The sequence below is a fragment of the Dysgonomonas sp. HGC4 genome, assembly GCF_001261715.1.
Lineage (GTDB): Bacteria > Bacteroidota > Bacteroidia > Bacteroidales > Dysgonomonadaceae > Dysgonomonas_A.
In genome coordinates, this window is sequence record NZ_CVRU01000158.1 from 80,406 (window position 1) to 95,216 (window position 14,811).

The window sequence follows — 14,811 nt, forward strand, 5'->3', positions numbered from 1 at the left end:
TCAACATACATAAGACTCCATATTTTATTATTGGTTACAGAAAAATGTTAGTTTTTTTCATGACATCTCTTTTTTATCATATTTAAAATTATTCTTACTTTTTTTCATCCAAAATTCGCTGTATATTTGTAGTATCTTTTTAAAAGTATTAAAAGAACATTTCCACCTTAGAAAACTGTAATGACAGAAGCATTAAAGCACGAATGCGGGATCGCAATGATCCGTCTTTTAAAACCACTTGAATACTATCAGGAAAAGTATGGTACATGGAGGCACGGTCTTAACAAACTGTACCTGCTTATGGAAAAACAACATAACCGAGGACAAGAGGGAGCCGGACTAGCTGTTGTAAAGTTAGACGCACAGCCGGGTACTGAATTTATTTTCAGAGAAAGAGCAACAGGGTCGAGTGCCATTTCCGAAATATTCGGCAATGTACACAACCACTTTGGCAAAATCTCTTCTCAAAACCTCGAAGATCCTCTTTATGCAAAGGAGAACCTCCCTTTTGCCGGAGAACTATTTCTTGGACATCTAAGATATAGCACTACGGGAAAAACTGGATTATCTTATGTACATCCTTTCCTAAGACGTAACAATTGGGCTTCACGCAATCTGGCTCTTGCCGGAAACTTCAACATGACTAATGTTGACGAGTTATTCAACGATTTGGTAAAAGAAGGACAACATCCACGTGATTATGCTGACACCTTTGTTCTATTAGAATCATTAGGTCATCATCTTGATCGTGAGGTGCAATTTCAATACGACAAATACGGTAAAGACAAAACTGTAAAAGGCACCGATCTTAATAAGCTTATCGAAGAGAATCTAGATATACCATTTATGTTACGTACAGCGAGCGAGAAATGGGATGGAGGATTTGTTATTGGTGGACTTATAGGTTGTGGAGACTCTTTTGTATTCCGTGACCCATGGGGAATTCGTCCAGCATACTATTATATGGATGATGAGATTGTGGTTGTTGCATCGGAACGCCCGGTTATCCAAACAACAATGAATTTAGATGTATCTGACATCAAAGAACTGGAAGCGGGACAGGCTATCGTAGTAAAGAAAGACGGTCGTGTTATGTTCCCTCAGATATTAGAAAAGAAAGAATCATTTGCACCTTGCTCCTTCGAACGCATTTACTTCTCGAGAGGGTCTGACTCTGACATTTACAGAGAAAGAAAAGAGCTTGGGAAACTGTTACTTCCACGTATCCTAAAATCTATTGATTCGGATCTTCGCAATACTGTATTTTCATTTATTCCAAACACAGCCGAAGTTGCATTTTATGGTATGACCCAAGGCTTGGAAGAATATATGCAGGAAGTAAGATTCAAAAAGATCAGAGAAAAAGGTGAACATGCAACCAATGACGATCTTAAACGAATATTGGCAATGAAAGTTCGCACCGAAAAGGTGGCGATTAAAGATATCAAACTAAGAACATTTATTTCCGAAGATAAAGGTCGTAACGATCTGGCAGCACACGTATACGATGTAACGTATGAGTCGATCCGTCCATACAAAGACAATCTTGTTGTTATAGATGACAGCATAGTTAGGGGAACAACTCTTCAACAAAGTATTATCAAAATGCTAGATAGACTACACCCTAAGAAAATTGTAGTATTATCTTCATCTCCTCAAATTAGATATCCCGATTGTTATGGTATAGACATGTCTAGGATGAGCGAATTTGCTGCTTTCAGAGCAACAATACAACTTCTAAAAGACAGAAATCTAGAACACATTATTGACGAAGTTTATCAAAAATCGGCAGCACAACGCAATAAGCCGAAAGAAGAAATAGTTAACTATGTAAAGGAAATATATGCACCTTTCACCGAAGAAGAAATATCTTCAAAAATAGCAGAAATGCTAACACCCGAAGGTACGGAAGCAAAAGTAGAGATTGTATTCCAAAGCATTGATAATCTGCACAAAGCATGTCCAAACAACAATGGAGATTGGTACTTCTCTGGTAACTATCCTACTCCGGGAGGAAACCGCATGGTAAACACAGCCTTCCTTAACTATGTTGAAGGTTTAGAAAAAAGATCATACTAATGTAGTAAACTTTAGATAGTACAATTCTATAAAAAAAGCGACAGATTATTCTTCAAGAATACGACTGTCGCTTTTTTTCGTATTAACACATTCTAATTTTGCATAAAACTGCATCTATTTAGTATTTAATACACAAAAAATTGTCTATCTTTGTATGATTATTTCTCAGCAATCACTTTGTATAGCTAAAACACTATTATACATGAAGATATTGGTAATAAACGGACCTAATTTAAACTTATTAGGAAAACGTGAACCTTCAATATATGGCAATACTACATTTGACATGTATTTTGCCGAATTGGTTTCATTATATACTGATAGTTGCAAATTATTCTATTACCAATCTAATCACGAAGGCGATCTGATAGATAAAATACATGAAGTCGGATTTGAATATGATGGTATCGTAATGAATGCGGGAGCATACACCCATACCTCAATAGCACTGCATGATGCAATAAAAGCGGTAACCACTCCGGTTATAGAGGTGCATATCTCTAACATACATGCAAGAGAAGAGTTTCGTCACAAATCGATGATAGCACCAGCCTGCAAAGGGGCAGTAGTCGGACTGGGACTCGAATCCTACAAATTAGCGATCGAATACATTATTAGAAATACAAAATAATTATTATAATTAAAAACTACTTTTATGTTTAAGAAAACGAAAATTGTTGCAACAATTTCAGACATGCGTTGTGATGTTGATTTCATCCAATCGTTGTACAACGAAGGGATCAACGTAGTTAGAATGAACTCGGCTCACATGACAGAAGAAGGATTCGTTCAAGTAATCAGCAACGTGCGTGCAGTATCAAAGACTATTGGTCTTATGATGGACACTAAAGGTCCTGAGATCCGTACAACTGCAACTGAGTCTGGTGAGAAGATTGTTGTAAAAACAGGTGATAGACTGAAAGTTATCGGAGACATCAATGTAAAATCTACTCCAGAACAAGTAGCTGTATCATACCCAAGTATCGTAAAAGATGTTCCTGTAGGAAATCTTCTTCTTATCGACGATGGTGAAACTGCTCTTAAAGTAATCGAAAAAGGAAATGACTATCTTCTTGTAGAAGTTCAAAATAACGGAACAATTGGTAGCCGTAAAAGCGTAAACATCCCTGGTGTAAGCGTAAACTTACCTTCAATCACTGAGAAAGATAAAAAATGTATTGAAATCGCTATCAAATACGGAGCTGACTTCATTGCACACTCTTTCGTAAGACATAAAGAAGACGTTCTTGACGTTCAAAAAATATTAGATGCTCACAACAGTGACATTAAAATCATTGCAAAAATCGAAAATCAAGAAGGTGTTGATAACATCGACGAAATTTACGAACACGCTTATGGTGTAATGGTTGCTCGTGGTGACTTAGGTATCGAAGTTCCTCAAGAAAACATCCCAGGAATCCAACGTTTGTTGATCCGTAAAGCAATCGAATATAAAAAACCGGTTATCGTTGCGACTCAAATGTTGCACACTATGATCGAAAACCCACGTCCAACACGTGCTGAAGTTGCCGATATTGCAAATGCAGTATATTACGGAACTGACGCTGTGATGTTGAGTGGTGAGACTGCTTATGGTAAATATCCAGTTGAGGCTGTTCGCACAATGGCTCAAGTAGCTCGTGCTGCTGAAATCTCTAAATTAGAAGAGAACATTATTCCTGTTCCATTCAAAGATTCAGAATACGATAATACTTCATTCCTTGCTAAACAAGCTGTTAAATCAGTAAACCAACTTGGTGTTAAAGCAATTATTACTGATAGTGTAACTGGACGTACTGCACGTACATTAGCTGCTTTCCGTAGCAAAAACCCAGTATTCGCAATCTGTAACAAAGAAGAAGTAGCTCGTTACCTTTCTGTTTGCTATGGTGTTGATGCTCGTTTCCAAGAGGATACCGGTTATACAACTAACAAACACAAACAATATTTCTTGAAAGCATTAAAAAATCTTACTGAAGCTAAATCTGTTAGCAAAGAAGATACTGTTGCATATTTAAGCGGAAGCTTCACTGAAGGTGGAGGTACATCTTTCCTTGAAATCAACAATGTAGGTAAAGTGCTTGAAGCTGGTGACAAATATGATGTTCCAGTAGAATAATATTGCAACTTTGTATAGAAACAAAATAGCATAACTGCAACTGATGAGATAATAGCGATATAACAATCGCCTATTATCTCATTCGTTTTTAGTATCCCAGCCACATGCAAATTAGAGAATATATTCCGGAAGATTCTTCCTACTTGACTAAAATATTATATCTGGCAGTACATAATATCCCCACCGATATATATACTCGTGAGCAGCAAAATGCATGGGCACCCATTTCAATTCTTGAGCAGAATCTCAATCTGACTAAAACTTGGGTCTGCCTTATTGATGATACAATCGCGGGATTTATAGATTTCATCCTTTCAAAGGGACACATCAATTATTTATATACTCACCCCAATTATCAACGCAAAGGAATAGCGTCTTTATTATATGAAAAAGTAGAGACAGAAGCTATAAGACTGCAAATAGAAAAATTGACAACAGATGCTTCGAAAGTAGCACTTCCATTTTTCTTACATAAAGGATTTACTTTAGAAAGAGAAAACATTGTAGAACGAAAAGGCGTAGAAATGATTAATTTTACCGTCAGTAAGATTATCATATAAAAAGTATGGAGCAAGACAATATAGAACAATACATCCTATCGCATATAGATGAAGAGGGCGAATTATTGAGAAATCTCAACCGAGATGCTCACGTAAACTTGCTTCGTCCACGTATGATATCGGGACATCTGCAAGGAAGACTTTTGAAAATGTTTTGCAGAATTGTACAACCTAAATATATTCTGGAAATAGGAACATATACTGCATATGCAACCCTATGTTTGGCAGAGGGAGCTGATGATAATGCAGAAATCCATACGATAGAAGTTAACGATGAATTGGAAGATTTCATCATGAAACACCTACATAAATCGAAACTCAAAGACAAGATACACTTACATATTGGCGATGCAATACAAATAATCCCAACAATAGATTGTATCTTTGACCTTGTATTTATAGATGCTAACAAGCGGCATTACTGCGAATATTATGATTTGATATTCGACAAAGTACGTTCGGGAGGTTTAATCATAGCCGATAATACCCTTTGGGATGGGAAAGTTTTAGAAAGCCCTCACCCCACCGACAAACAAACAATAGGCATACAAGCATTTAATGACATGCTTGAAAAAGATAACAGAGTGGAGAAAGTTATATTACCAATTCGGGATGGACTGACTCTAATTTGGAAAAAATAAGGTCTCAGACCTTTTTATCACTTTGGCGAAAAAGACAGCCAAACACAATTATAATTATAAAATGCAGTAATAGAATTGAATATTACTGAACTAGGAAACATTCAAGATATACATAAAAAAAATGGAAACAACCAGACAACAAAAAATAAACAGACTGATCCAAAAAGAATTGGGTGAAATTTTCTTATTACAAACTAAAGCTATGCCCGGAATATTGGTATCGGTTAGTGGTGTAAGAATTAGTTCTGATTTAAGTGTAGCAAAAGCTTACTTAAGTATTTTCCCTTCTGAGAAAGGACCCGAATTATTAGTAAACATCAAGACTAATGTGAAAGCAATACGCTACGATTTGGGACAACGCTTAGGGAAACAACTACGCATTATTCCTTCACTGGTATTTTACATAGATGATTCATTGGATTATCTGGAGAATATCGATAGATTATTAAAACCTGAAGATAAGAAAGAAACCGAAGAGTGAATCTATCTTTCTACATAGCACGCCGATATTTATTCTCCAAGAAATCGCATAATGCAATTAATGTGATTTCGATGATTTCGGTGTGCGGAATAGCTATTGCTACTTTGGCAATGGTATGTACTCTTTCTATATTTAACGGGTTTACTCAACTCGTATCGGACTCTTTTAGTGTGATTGATCCTACTTTGCAAATTTCTCCTGCAAAAGGAAAAGTATTTGACCCCTCCGATCCTAATATTCAAAAAATAAAGCAGCTACCCGAAATAGAAGTCATATCCGAAACTATTGAAGAACATGCCTTAGTGAGGTATGGAGAGAGACAAGACCCGGTTTTAATAAAAGGAGTGTCGGACAACTTCAAAAAGATGGCAGATATAAACCGAATTACAATAAATGGTGTTTTTGCCCTGAAAGAAGGCGATGTAGATTATTGTGTGGCGGGAGTTGGACTGGCTATGAATTTGGGATTAAGAGCAGATAATATCACCCCACTAGAGATATACTCTCCCAAGCGAGATGTAAAAATACAATTAGCTAATCCTTCAAGTGCATTCACACAAGTATATGCTTACCCTTCGGGAATCTTTTCTCTTAATCAGGCTAAGTACGATGAACAAATGTTGATTGTATCACTTAGTCTGGCACGACAACTTTTCAGATACGACAAAGAAGTTACATCATTAGACCTAAAACTAAAGGATGATGCTTCGGTGGATAACGTACAAAGTAAAATTCAAAATATACTTGGTGATAGCTTTATTGTAAAAAATAGGTTTGAGCAACAGGCAGACTCATTCCGAATGGTGAATATCGAAAAGTGGGTAACATTCCTTATACTTGCTTTTATCCTCATTATTGCAGTCTTTAATGTTGTGGGATCATTATCTATGCTGATAGTAGACAAGCACGATGACATTAAAATACTACAAAATATGGGAGCAAATAACAAACTGATCTCACGAATTTTCCTAATAGAAGGATGGCTTATTTCGATGACAGGAGCTATCATCGGGCTCATCCTAGGACTTACACTTTGTCTTTTACAAGAGCATTTAGGTCTACTTAAACTAGGACAAACTCCTGGCACCTTTGTAGTTGATGCCTACCCCGTCTCAGTTTTGGCTTCCGATATATTATTTATATTCGTCACAGTTAGTCTTATAGGATTTTTAATTGTTCTATATCCCGTAAACACTTTGAAGAAGAAATTAAATACATATTCTTAACTGACAAGTAAATAGATTATCACAATGTTCAAATTGTTCACTTTTTAATGTTAAAAAAAGGTTAACTTTTTATTTTTTTACTATATCTTTGCACCAAAATATTCAAACCGAGTATCTAGACTTACAGGTTAAATAAACATATGAAGAATAACTTATTCGACAGATTTGTTCCAAAAGAAAACAAATTCTTTCCACTACTCAGTCAAATGGCTGATGTTATCCTAACGGCTTCTGATTTAATCATTGGATGTGTACAAGCAAAAAACCATGAAGAAGCAGTTGAGTTATACAAAAAAGTAAAAGATCAGGAACGTCGCGGAGATAAACTCCAAGCGAAGATTTTTGAAGAGTTAAACAACACGTTTATTACTCCATTCGACAGAGAAGATATCAACACACTGTCGAGCAGGCTGGATGACGTAATTGATCACATCAATAGTTGTGCTAAAAGAATCATGCTGTACAGCCCGAAAGTGATGCCCGAGAGTGCTAAATTACTAGCTCTATTGGTTCGTGAATCGGCTGAATACTTGACTAAAGCTATTGACGAGCTTGATGTTTTAAAGAAAAACCCCACAAAGGTTAGAGAGTATTGTAATAAATTACATGAAATAGAATCTAAAGCGGACGATGTGTATGAGCATTTCCTCATCGATCTTTTCGAGAATGAAAAAGATGCTATTGAAGTAATAAAGTTGAAGGATATCCTACATGAGCTTGAAAAAGCAACTGACACTCAAGAGGCTGTTGGTAAAATAATAAAGACTATCATCGTCAAATACTCATAAAATAAAGCAAATCAATGACGCTATTAATTATTATTATTGTTCTTGCTATTATTTTTGATTACATAAATGGTTTTCACGATGCTGCAAACTCTATTGCAACCGTAGTGTCAACTAAGGTCCTTACCCCTACTCAAGCTGTTATCTGGGCAGCATTCTTTAATTTCGTTGCCTATTTTATTGCGAAACATATTATTGGAGGATTCGGTATAGCAAACACTGTTGCAAAAACAGTAGATTTGTCTAATATCGCATCGCCTTCGCATGTTATCATAGCAGGATTAGTAGCTGCAATTACATGGAACCTTATCACTTGGTGGCTTGGTATTCCTTCCTCGTCTTCGCATACTCTTATCGGAGGATTTGCGGGTGCTGCTATTGCAGGAGGTGGACTCAAAGCTGTTCATTTAGATACAGTTGGTGTAATAGCATTATTCATTGTGGTTGCTCCTCTAATAGGTATGATCGGTGGTAATATTATTACAATAATTACCCTTCATGCAATGAAGAAGGTAAAACCGGGCAAAGCCGACAGATGGTTTAAAGGATTGCAACTTATATCATCAGCTTTACTTAGTATTGGGCACGGACTGAATGATTCTCAAAAAGTAATGGGTATTATAGCTGCGGCACTTATTGCCAATCAGGGTATACCTGAACTTCCTCATTGGATGGCTATGTCTGACATGAACGAAATGCATGATTGGATTCCGTTGGTTTGTTTCTCTGCTATTGCAGTAGGTACTATGTCAGGAGGATGGAAAATCATGAAGACTATGGGTAACCGTATCACTAAGATAACTCCTGTTGAAGGCTTTTGTGCACAAACTGCAGGTTCTATTACTCTATTCATTTCTGAAATGTTACACATTCCGGTAAGTACTACTCACGTTATCACAGGTAGTATCATGGGTGTAGGAGCAGTTAAGCGACTATCAGCAGTTAGATGGGGTGTAACCAAAGATCTATTGGTTGCGTGGATTATAACTATTCCGGTAAGTGCTCTTATGGCTGGATTCGTATATTGGATATTGACTCTTTTCTTCTAATACTAGAGTTCTTATTTCTAAGAAGGAAACTTAAAGATATACCGAAAAGGGGAGATTTTACAATCTTCCCTTTTTAATTTTAAATAGCGTGATACAGTTCATTTAGATATGATAATGCTTCATCCTATTTGATGATTCTTTCTCTTATAACATCAAATGGTTGCCTTTAAAGTCATATCAAACCAACGCTCCATACCTTTATGCCGATTAAAATACAGATCTTGATTCATACAGACACAAAATATAAAACGGTTTCAATTGATTGAATTGAAACCGTTTTATATTTTGTTCTATGGCTATTTCACTAACCATTTTTAGATTATCTACCTTTTAGTTCTCTGTTGTTTCTGTCCCCGGACTTCTCAGATCTGGATTTGCTAGAAACATACATCCTCTGGCATTGGTGTGATAATACAAAACATAAGGACCACAAGTAGCATCTGTTATCGTAAGACGCATATATCTGCGCGAAGGATTCGCTTGTGTACTTGTAAATACATAAGTTGTGGAAGTGGATTTAAATATCGGATTTGTCTCTCCAGCGATATCGTACCAAACTCCTGTACCTAAATTACTACTATTATATGCCCATTGGTATGTAAAGTTTTCACTTCCTCCGGTAGCAGCCTCTCCTAGCATAATTGCCTGATATACACAGAATGTTGCTTCTTGAGTTTTTCCATGCAAATCGGCAATACTCACAGGATCATATACCGAGATATCAATAGTATCTTTAACTGTTACACCACATGTTGTACTGGTAATTTCTACTATATACAATCCCTCTTCTTGGGGTGACGCATTAGGTATTACAGGATTTTTTTCCGTTGAGGTAAATCCATTCGGACCTGTCCACTTATATGTTGCATTAGTAACTGTAAATCCATTGAGACTAATAGGGCTACCATAACATACCGGAGTTTGCCCGTAAGCTAAGGCTGTTCTGTCTAATGAAACAAGTGTAACTTGCTGATTAAAAGCATTTCCACATCCATCTGAAATACGCACTGTATACGTCTCGTTGGCTATACCAAAATTACCGAGATCAATTTCATGGTCAGAAGTCATAGGTTCTGTCAGTCGTATTGTATTTGTCTCATCATAAACCGTATAAGTATACGGTAATACTCCGTTGGTAGCCTTTAGGGTTAGATACCCGGTATCACCCGAAGGACAAGAGTATGCACTTGTTCTGTCTCTGTCTAAAGCCAACGGCACCGGATTATAGACTATAGTATCTAACTTTATGGTACACCCTGAAATACTGTTTGATGTCATCATCCCCAGAATATAGGTACCTGCTGTAGTAAGCAAGAAAGAGTCATTGCTTGCACTGGATATCACTTTGGTGTTGGCTGCACTTCCGGACGGCACCTGAGTCATGCGGAAATAAACGGTACTCAAAGGGTTTCCATTATTAGAAATGACACCTGTAGGAAAGAGATTCATACCCATACAATCCCGCACGGTGGTATAAGTCAGTTTATCTCCAGTATACCCTCCTGCAATATTATTTCGTACCGTAAAAGTTTCACCACAAGATACAATTGTAGCAGTATACTCACCTGCAGGCATATAGGCTTCAGGAGTATAGTGGTAAGCACCATCAACATTATATGGATAAGTATAAGAATACCCTGCATACCCAGCCGGACCTGTAATTGTTATTGTTGTACCAGCTTTAAAACTTCTAGCACGAGCTCCGGTAGAGATAGATAATTGCCCTCTATTATCGAAACATGTAGAAGTCGCGTATTTTGTCATTGTGAAAGCGATAGGAAGAACATCTGCTCTATTCTGAAATGTAGTAGTAGAAACTGTACGATTATCCCAATTAGGGAAAACAACAGTAACTGTATATGTTACTCCGTACTGGAAATTATCAATTGTTCCACTTGTTCCAGTTGTCACCGTATCCGATTTAATTACATTTCCAGAGCCATCAGTTACCGTCAGATAGTGGGGTGAGAGCGATTGCCCATCACATGGAGTACCACCTAGAGAATAAACTCTTTTGTAACTGTCGCAGCTATTGTATTCAGGCCAAGTAGCTATAGAATTAAGCGAGATTGTTGGCAACGCAGACGTTGGAGTAGCACCGGTCATCGGATAATTAGTTTGTATTTTATATCCGGAAGCATCGGTTATATTCAAGTACTGGTCGTCTCCTGGGTTACAATCCCATGAGAAATTTGGATCTGTAAATAAATAATTAGCATTAGAATATTTTACATCTCCAGTCACCCTGTCAGTTATAGTAATAGTTAATGGATAACACCATACATGGTAGTAAGGATAGCTACTTTTCGAATAATTAAAAAAATAGTTTCTAACTCCTGAACATATATTCGTAGTCGAAGTTACACTTGTATTATTCTGATTGTTTGTAACATACGATACTATAGCAGAGGGGCAACTTTTTATCCTTGTATATACAGTTAAAGAGTTTGTAGTGTAAAAATCGGATACTTTCTTTGGACTAAGATCAACTAAATCTCGATATGTAGCACTAGAGCCAGAAAAGTATCTTACTCGAAACCAATTTTCCTCTTTTGGCATTTCTCCCACTGGTGCTACCCCGTACTCTAAAAGTCCATCATACATGTACCGATACCAGTCTGGATAAGAAGCCACAGGTGTATAATAATAATATGGCTGGGCATAAATTTTTGAGCAGTCCGTTCCATCTCCATATACATTAAAGAGATTAGAACTATTTGATCCGGAAGGAACAGCCGTAAGTTCTTCTATTATAAATGATGTAGCAGCAGTGTAACAACCATCGTTAACAGCCACCGTATATGTACCGGCAGGCCAGGTACCATCTAGTAAGTAACGCCAGCCGGCAGCAGCTGAACCACTGGTTGCCTTGGTAGCACCTACTGTTTGTGGTACTGTTACTCCTGTGGGAGCTGATGTGATCGTAAAAGTAGGCATATCAGTCTGATTACCGTTTTCAAGATTTACTACTATCAGTCCGGTACTACAACCTATATATGATTTACGTGAAGTCATCACAGATGCTGTATTAGCACTAGTACCTTGAGCAACAAACGACAACCGTGGTTCTTGATAAGAACCTGTAACTACAACATTATTAATAGTACGCACAATGCTTTCGCCGGTTATACTATTACAGAAACCTGCAGCTTCGAGATTATAGTTTCCCGGAGGCAGGTTCGTAAATACATTAGTGCTAACAGGTCCTATAGAAAGGCTTCCTGTTGTTGATCTCAGTGAGTATTGTTTATTTACCAGTTTATCTGCCGACGCACCGGCGAAGTTAATCGTGATAGTTCCGTTACTCTGACAAGTAGAAGGAGTCACAACAGCAGAGGCTGTAACATCGTTACAATCCTGAGCATATATGCTGGGAATGAAGAGTGTAAAACTCAAAAATAGATAAAGTAACTTTTTCATTGCTGATTTTCTGCTTTTAAGGTTTTACATAAATCATTTCGCACTTTCCTACCAGTGTTTGTCCAGGATAGTTAGAAGAGCCGTAAATAATCTGGTCGAAAGTTATTGTCAATTGATTACCCGATTGTCGGATAGTATATTCGGGAATATGAGATCCACTGATTGTCTCGGTAGCCTTCTTTTCGTCTAGGGAAAATCCTACGATTTCCTCCTTTTCGGGTAAAGCTTCTATTAAAGTCAATACATTAGATTCAGCATCTAGATTATATCTATTGCCATTATCTAAAAGTTCTACCGACGTAATTCTATCACCTTCTAACATCACTGATTTAAAAACGGGTATTAGAGGAAAATTCCATTCATAAGAAACAATCTGTGCAGAATCATTTAGACTCTTCTCTAAAACCAAAGCCTTAGAATCATAATCGCGAATGTTCAATACTACTTTGTCTAAACTATAAACATCCTGCGAATACACAGTCGAAGTTGCTAGACAAACTATAATAAATATCAATAGTTTTTTCATTTTTCTTTCAACATTATATTCATAAATGTTTTCTCTGATACACTATAATCTGCAACAATGCTATAACTTAACACTCCTGCCGTAGATACAGAGACAGAAGTATATACTGAGGGATCATAGTAAAGAATAAAGTAATCGAGTGCAGAAGCTGCCGCTGCCACTGATAAAGCAGCCGAAGAAATACTCTTAGCCACAGGAGTACCATACTGATTTTTATAAAGGTTGAACAGATTAACTGTAAAAACTCCATTAGAGTATGTGTAGTATGTAGTATTGGGCAAAGCATCGCCTTTAATAGGTAGGACTACCGAGGGCATATAAAATTGCGGTTTTTTAACTCCCGAAAGAGGAATCCACAAACCCGAATTTGCTCCTGCTCCATTATTTGCTGCAGCATCGTAATAGTAGTACCCGGATGCTGTTATATTCAAAGTTTTACCGGCAGGCGCTGTAGCCGCATCTGTAACATATACGATAGCTCCATTTTGTGCCGCTACGTATAGTGCGTTTTTATCCGCCAGCTGGTCTCCTGTCAATCGGGGTGCGATAAATCCTTCGGCAGTAGTAGCACCTGTGCTTCCTGCTACCACATCGAGAGTAGCTACAGGATTATCCGTATTTATTCCCACCTGCGCAAACATAAAACTGTTCACACAAAAAAGTGAGATTAGCGATAAATATAGTCTTAACCTTTTCATTGTTAGCTGAGTTTTTATTGTTGTTGTTTTTATTTTTCTCTGAATACTATATTCATAAATGTTTTTTCCGTTGGGGTATATCCAGTTAGAAGATAGTATGTCAATATACCAGCTGCACTTACTGAAACCGAATAATACACAGTAGTGTCGTAATAGAGTACAAAGTAATAGTAGTCACTTGCTGCTGTTCCTGTTCGCAAAGAAGATATGGGATTACTTGAAGCTTTAGGACTACCCAATTGCTCTTTATAAAGATTATACAAATTAACAGTGAACCTATTGGTTGACGGGGCTGTATAATTCACATTATCGGGCAATGTATACATATCAGTAGGTAAAAGAGTCGTCTGAATGTAAAACTGTTCTTTACTCGGGTCAGCAAATGGCACCCATAAACCTACCCCACTTTCGGCCGTAGCATCATAAAAATAATACCCAATGGTTTTCACATTCTTAGTCTTGCCCGTAGTAGCACTCGCTACCTCTGTAACGTATACGAGAGTTGCATTTTGAGCTACCCCATACTGTGCATTTTTGGCTGTTAGTTGATTCCCTGTCAATCGGGGTGCGATAAAACCTTCCACTGTTGAGCCATCGGTAGCAATTGCTGTTACATCTAACGTGGCAGATGAAGTAGTCTTACCTATCCCTACTTGGCTGTATATCGCCATCGAGAATAGAGAGAGTACAATCGAAAAAAACAATTTAACTTTCATCCTAATTTTCATTTATAATTAAACAAACTTTTCTCTAGGTTTGTTGCTAGTGTTATATCCTAATATTGGGGACTTTTATTTCTTAACGTATATAAATACATCCAAGACATTGCCGCAGGCTTCATTTTAACCATTTATATTACATATATTTATCATCGACATACTTTTATTGCCTAGAGAAGAGAGTCCCACTAAAAAGTCGAAAAAAAATCTCGTCCTCATAGTTTCTTTATCTGAAATCCATCCCCAATCTTTCAATTACAGATACTTATGTTGTTGTCTTTAGACTTATTAATATGCAAGAATAGACCTTAATTGTTAAATCAAAGTCTACACAATTGTTATATAGTAAATAAGTTGTTGTCATTCAAGTACTCTAAAGTCCCCCAGACTCTAGTAACACAAAACTAGTATAAATTTATTAAATGACAAAAAAAGCCTAAACCGAATTATGAATTATTGTGCTCTTTCTATAAAAATCTTTACAAAAAGCCTTTTTTCCTCATATTCC

General features: G+C 37.0%; 13 protein-coding genes. 9 read left to right on the forward strand and 4 right to left on the reverse strand.

Translation table 11 applies throughout. The features are described from left to right. Positions 1-180 precede the first annotated feature (180 nt). The 9 genes from HGC4_RS15320 to HGC4_RS15360 all read left to right on the forward strand — a co-directional run bounded on the left by HGC4_RS15320 (position 181) and on the right by HGC4_RS15360 (position 8,940). Positions 181-2,079: an amidophosphoribosyltransferase gene (locus HGC4_RS15320; RefSeq protein ID WP_050711010.1), complete on the forward strand. Its 1,899-nt coding sequence runs from the start codon at positions 181-183 to the stop codon at positions 2,077-2,079. 202 nt (positions 2,080-2,281) lie between these two features. Next, a complete protein-coding gene (gene aroQ, locus HGC4_RS15325) occupies positions 2,282-2,710 on the forward strand; it encodes a type II 3-dehydroquinate dehydratase (protein ID WP_050711011.1) in 429 nt (142 codons plus the stop codon). 24 nt (positions 2,711-2,734) lie between these two features. Continuing rightward, a complete protein-coding gene (pyk, locus tag HGC4_RS15330) occupies positions 2,735-4,198 on the forward strand; it encodes a pyruvate kinase (protein WP_050711012.1) in 1,464 nt (487 codons plus the stop codon). A gap of 104 nt (positions 4,199-4,302) precedes the next feature. Beyond that, the gene (locus HGC4_RS15335; RefSeq protein WP_050711013.1) at positions 4,303-4,758 is read left to right on the forward strand and encodes a GNAT family N-acetyltransferase; all 456 of its coding nucleotides are present in this window, start codon (positions 4,303-4,305) and stop codon (positions 4,756-4,758) included. Positions 4,759-4,763: 5 nt separating this feature from the next. Further along, positions 4,764-5,399: an O-methyltransferase gene (locus HGC4_RS15340; protein ID WP_050711014.1), complete on the forward strand. Its 636-nt coding sequence runs from the start codon at positions 4,764-4,766 to the stop codon at positions 5,397-5,399. A gap of 121 nt (positions 5,400-5,520) precedes the next feature. Further along, positions 5,521-5,880, forward strand: a complete 360-nt coding sequence (rbfA, locus tag HGC4_RS15345) for a 30S ribosome-binding factor RbfA (protein WP_050711015.1) — start codon at positions 5,521-5,523, stop codon at positions 5,878-5,880. Further along, the gene (locus tag HGC4_RS15350; protein ID WP_050711016.1) at positions 5,877-7,106 is read left to right on the forward strand and encodes an ABC transporter permease; all 1,230 of its coding nucleotides are present in this window, start codon (positions 5,877-5,879) and stop codon (positions 7,104-7,106) included. Before rbfA ends, HGC4_RS15350 begins: the two co-directional genes overlap by 4 nt. A 140-nt stretch (positions 7,107-7,246) precedes the next feature. Beyond that, a complete protein-coding gene (locus HGC4_RS15355; protein ID WP_050711017.1) occupies positions 7,247-7,894 on the forward strand; it encodes a DUF47 domain-containing protein in 648 nt (215 codons plus the stop codon). A gap of 14 nt (positions 7,895-7,908) precedes the next feature. Continuing rightward, entirely contained in the window at positions 7,909-8,940 is a 1,032-nt protein-coding gene (locus HGC4_RS15360) for an inorganic phosphate transporter (protein ID WP_050711018.1), read from the forward strand. A gap of 330 nt (positions 8,941-9,270) precedes the next feature. On the opposite strand, the gene HGC4_RS15365 is transcribed toward HGC4_RS15360, so the two are convergent. The 4 genes from HGC4_RS15365 to HGC4_RS15380 are packed head-to-tail and all read right to left on the reverse strand — an operon-like array spanning position 9,271 to position 14,300. Further along, the gene (locus HGC4_RS15365; RefSeq protein ID WP_050711019.1) at positions 9,271-12,360 is read right to left on the reverse strand and encodes a hypothetical protein; all 3,090 of its coding nucleotides are present in this window, start codon (positions 12,358-12,360) and stop codon (positions 9,271-9,273) included. Between the two features lie 16 nt (positions 12,361-12,376). Further along, positions 12,377-12,886, reverse strand: a complete 510-nt coding sequence (locus HGC4_RS15370; protein WP_050711020.1) for a hypothetical protein — start codon at positions 12,884-12,886, stop codon at positions 12,377-12,379. Next, entirely contained in the window at positions 12,883-13,584 is a 702-nt protein-coding gene (locus HGC4_RS15375) for a hypothetical protein (protein WP_157258335.1), read from the reverse strand. Before HGC4_RS15375 ends, HGC4_RS15370 begins: the two co-directional genes overlap by 4 nt. A 29-nt stretch (positions 13,585-13,613) precedes the next feature. After that, positions 13,614-14,300 carry a hypothetical protein gene (locus HGC4_RS15380; RefSeq protein ID WP_050711022.1) on the reverse strand — a complete coding sequence of 229 codons (687 nt, stop codon included), beginning with the start codon at positions 14,298-14,300 and terminating at the stop codon, positions 13,614-13,616. Positions 14,301-14,811: the final 511 nt, after the last annotated feature.

Bases quoted from the DNA above. Each gene is read 5' to 3' on its own strand.
- HGC4_RS15320 (WP_050711010.1), top strand. From the start codon at position 181: ATGACAGAAGCATTAAAGCACGAATGCGGGATCGCAATGATCCGTCTT.
- aroQ (WP_050711011.1), top strand. From the start codon at position 2,282: ATGAAGATATTGGTAATAAACGGACCTAATTTAAACTTATTAGGAAAA.
- pyk (WP_050711012.1), top strand. From the start codon at position 2,735: ATGTTTAAGAAAACGAAAATTGTTGCAACAATTTCAGACATGCGTTGT.
- HGC4_RS15335 (WP_050711013.1), top strand. From the start codon at position 4,303: ATGCAAATTAGAGAATATATTCCGGAAGATTCTTCCTACTTGACTAAA.
- HGC4_RS15340 (WP_050711014.1), top strand. From the start codon at position 4,764: ATGGAGCAAGACAATATAGAACAATACATCCTATCGCATATAGATGAA.
- rbfA (WP_050711015.1), top strand. From the start codon at position 5,521: ATGGAAACAACCAGACAACAAAAAATAAACAGACTGATCCAAAAAGAA.
- HGC4_RS15355 (WP_050711017.1), top strand. From the start codon at position 7,247: ATGAAGAATAACTTATTCGACAGATTTGTTCCAAAAGAAAACAAATTC.
- HGC4_RS15360 (WP_050711018.1), top strand. From the start codon at position 7,909: ATGACGCTATTAATTATTATTATTGTTCTTGCTATTATTTTTGATTAC.
- HGC4_RS15365 (WP_050711019.1), bottom strand. From the start codon at position 12,360: ATGAAAAAGTTACTTTATCTATTTTTGAGTTTTACACTCTTCATTCCC.
- HGC4_RS15370 (WP_050711020.1), bottom strand. From the start codon at position 12,886: ATGAAAAAACTATTGATATTTATTATAGTTTGTCTAGCAACTTCGACT.
- HGC4_RS15375 (WP_157258335.1), bottom strand. From the start codon at position 13,584: ATGAAAAGGTTAAGACTATATTTATCGCTAATCTCACTTTTTTGTGTG.
- HGC4_RS15380 (WP_050711022.1), bottom strand. From the start codon at position 14,300: ATGAAAGTTAAATTGTTTTTTTCGATTGTACTCTCTCTATTCTCGATG.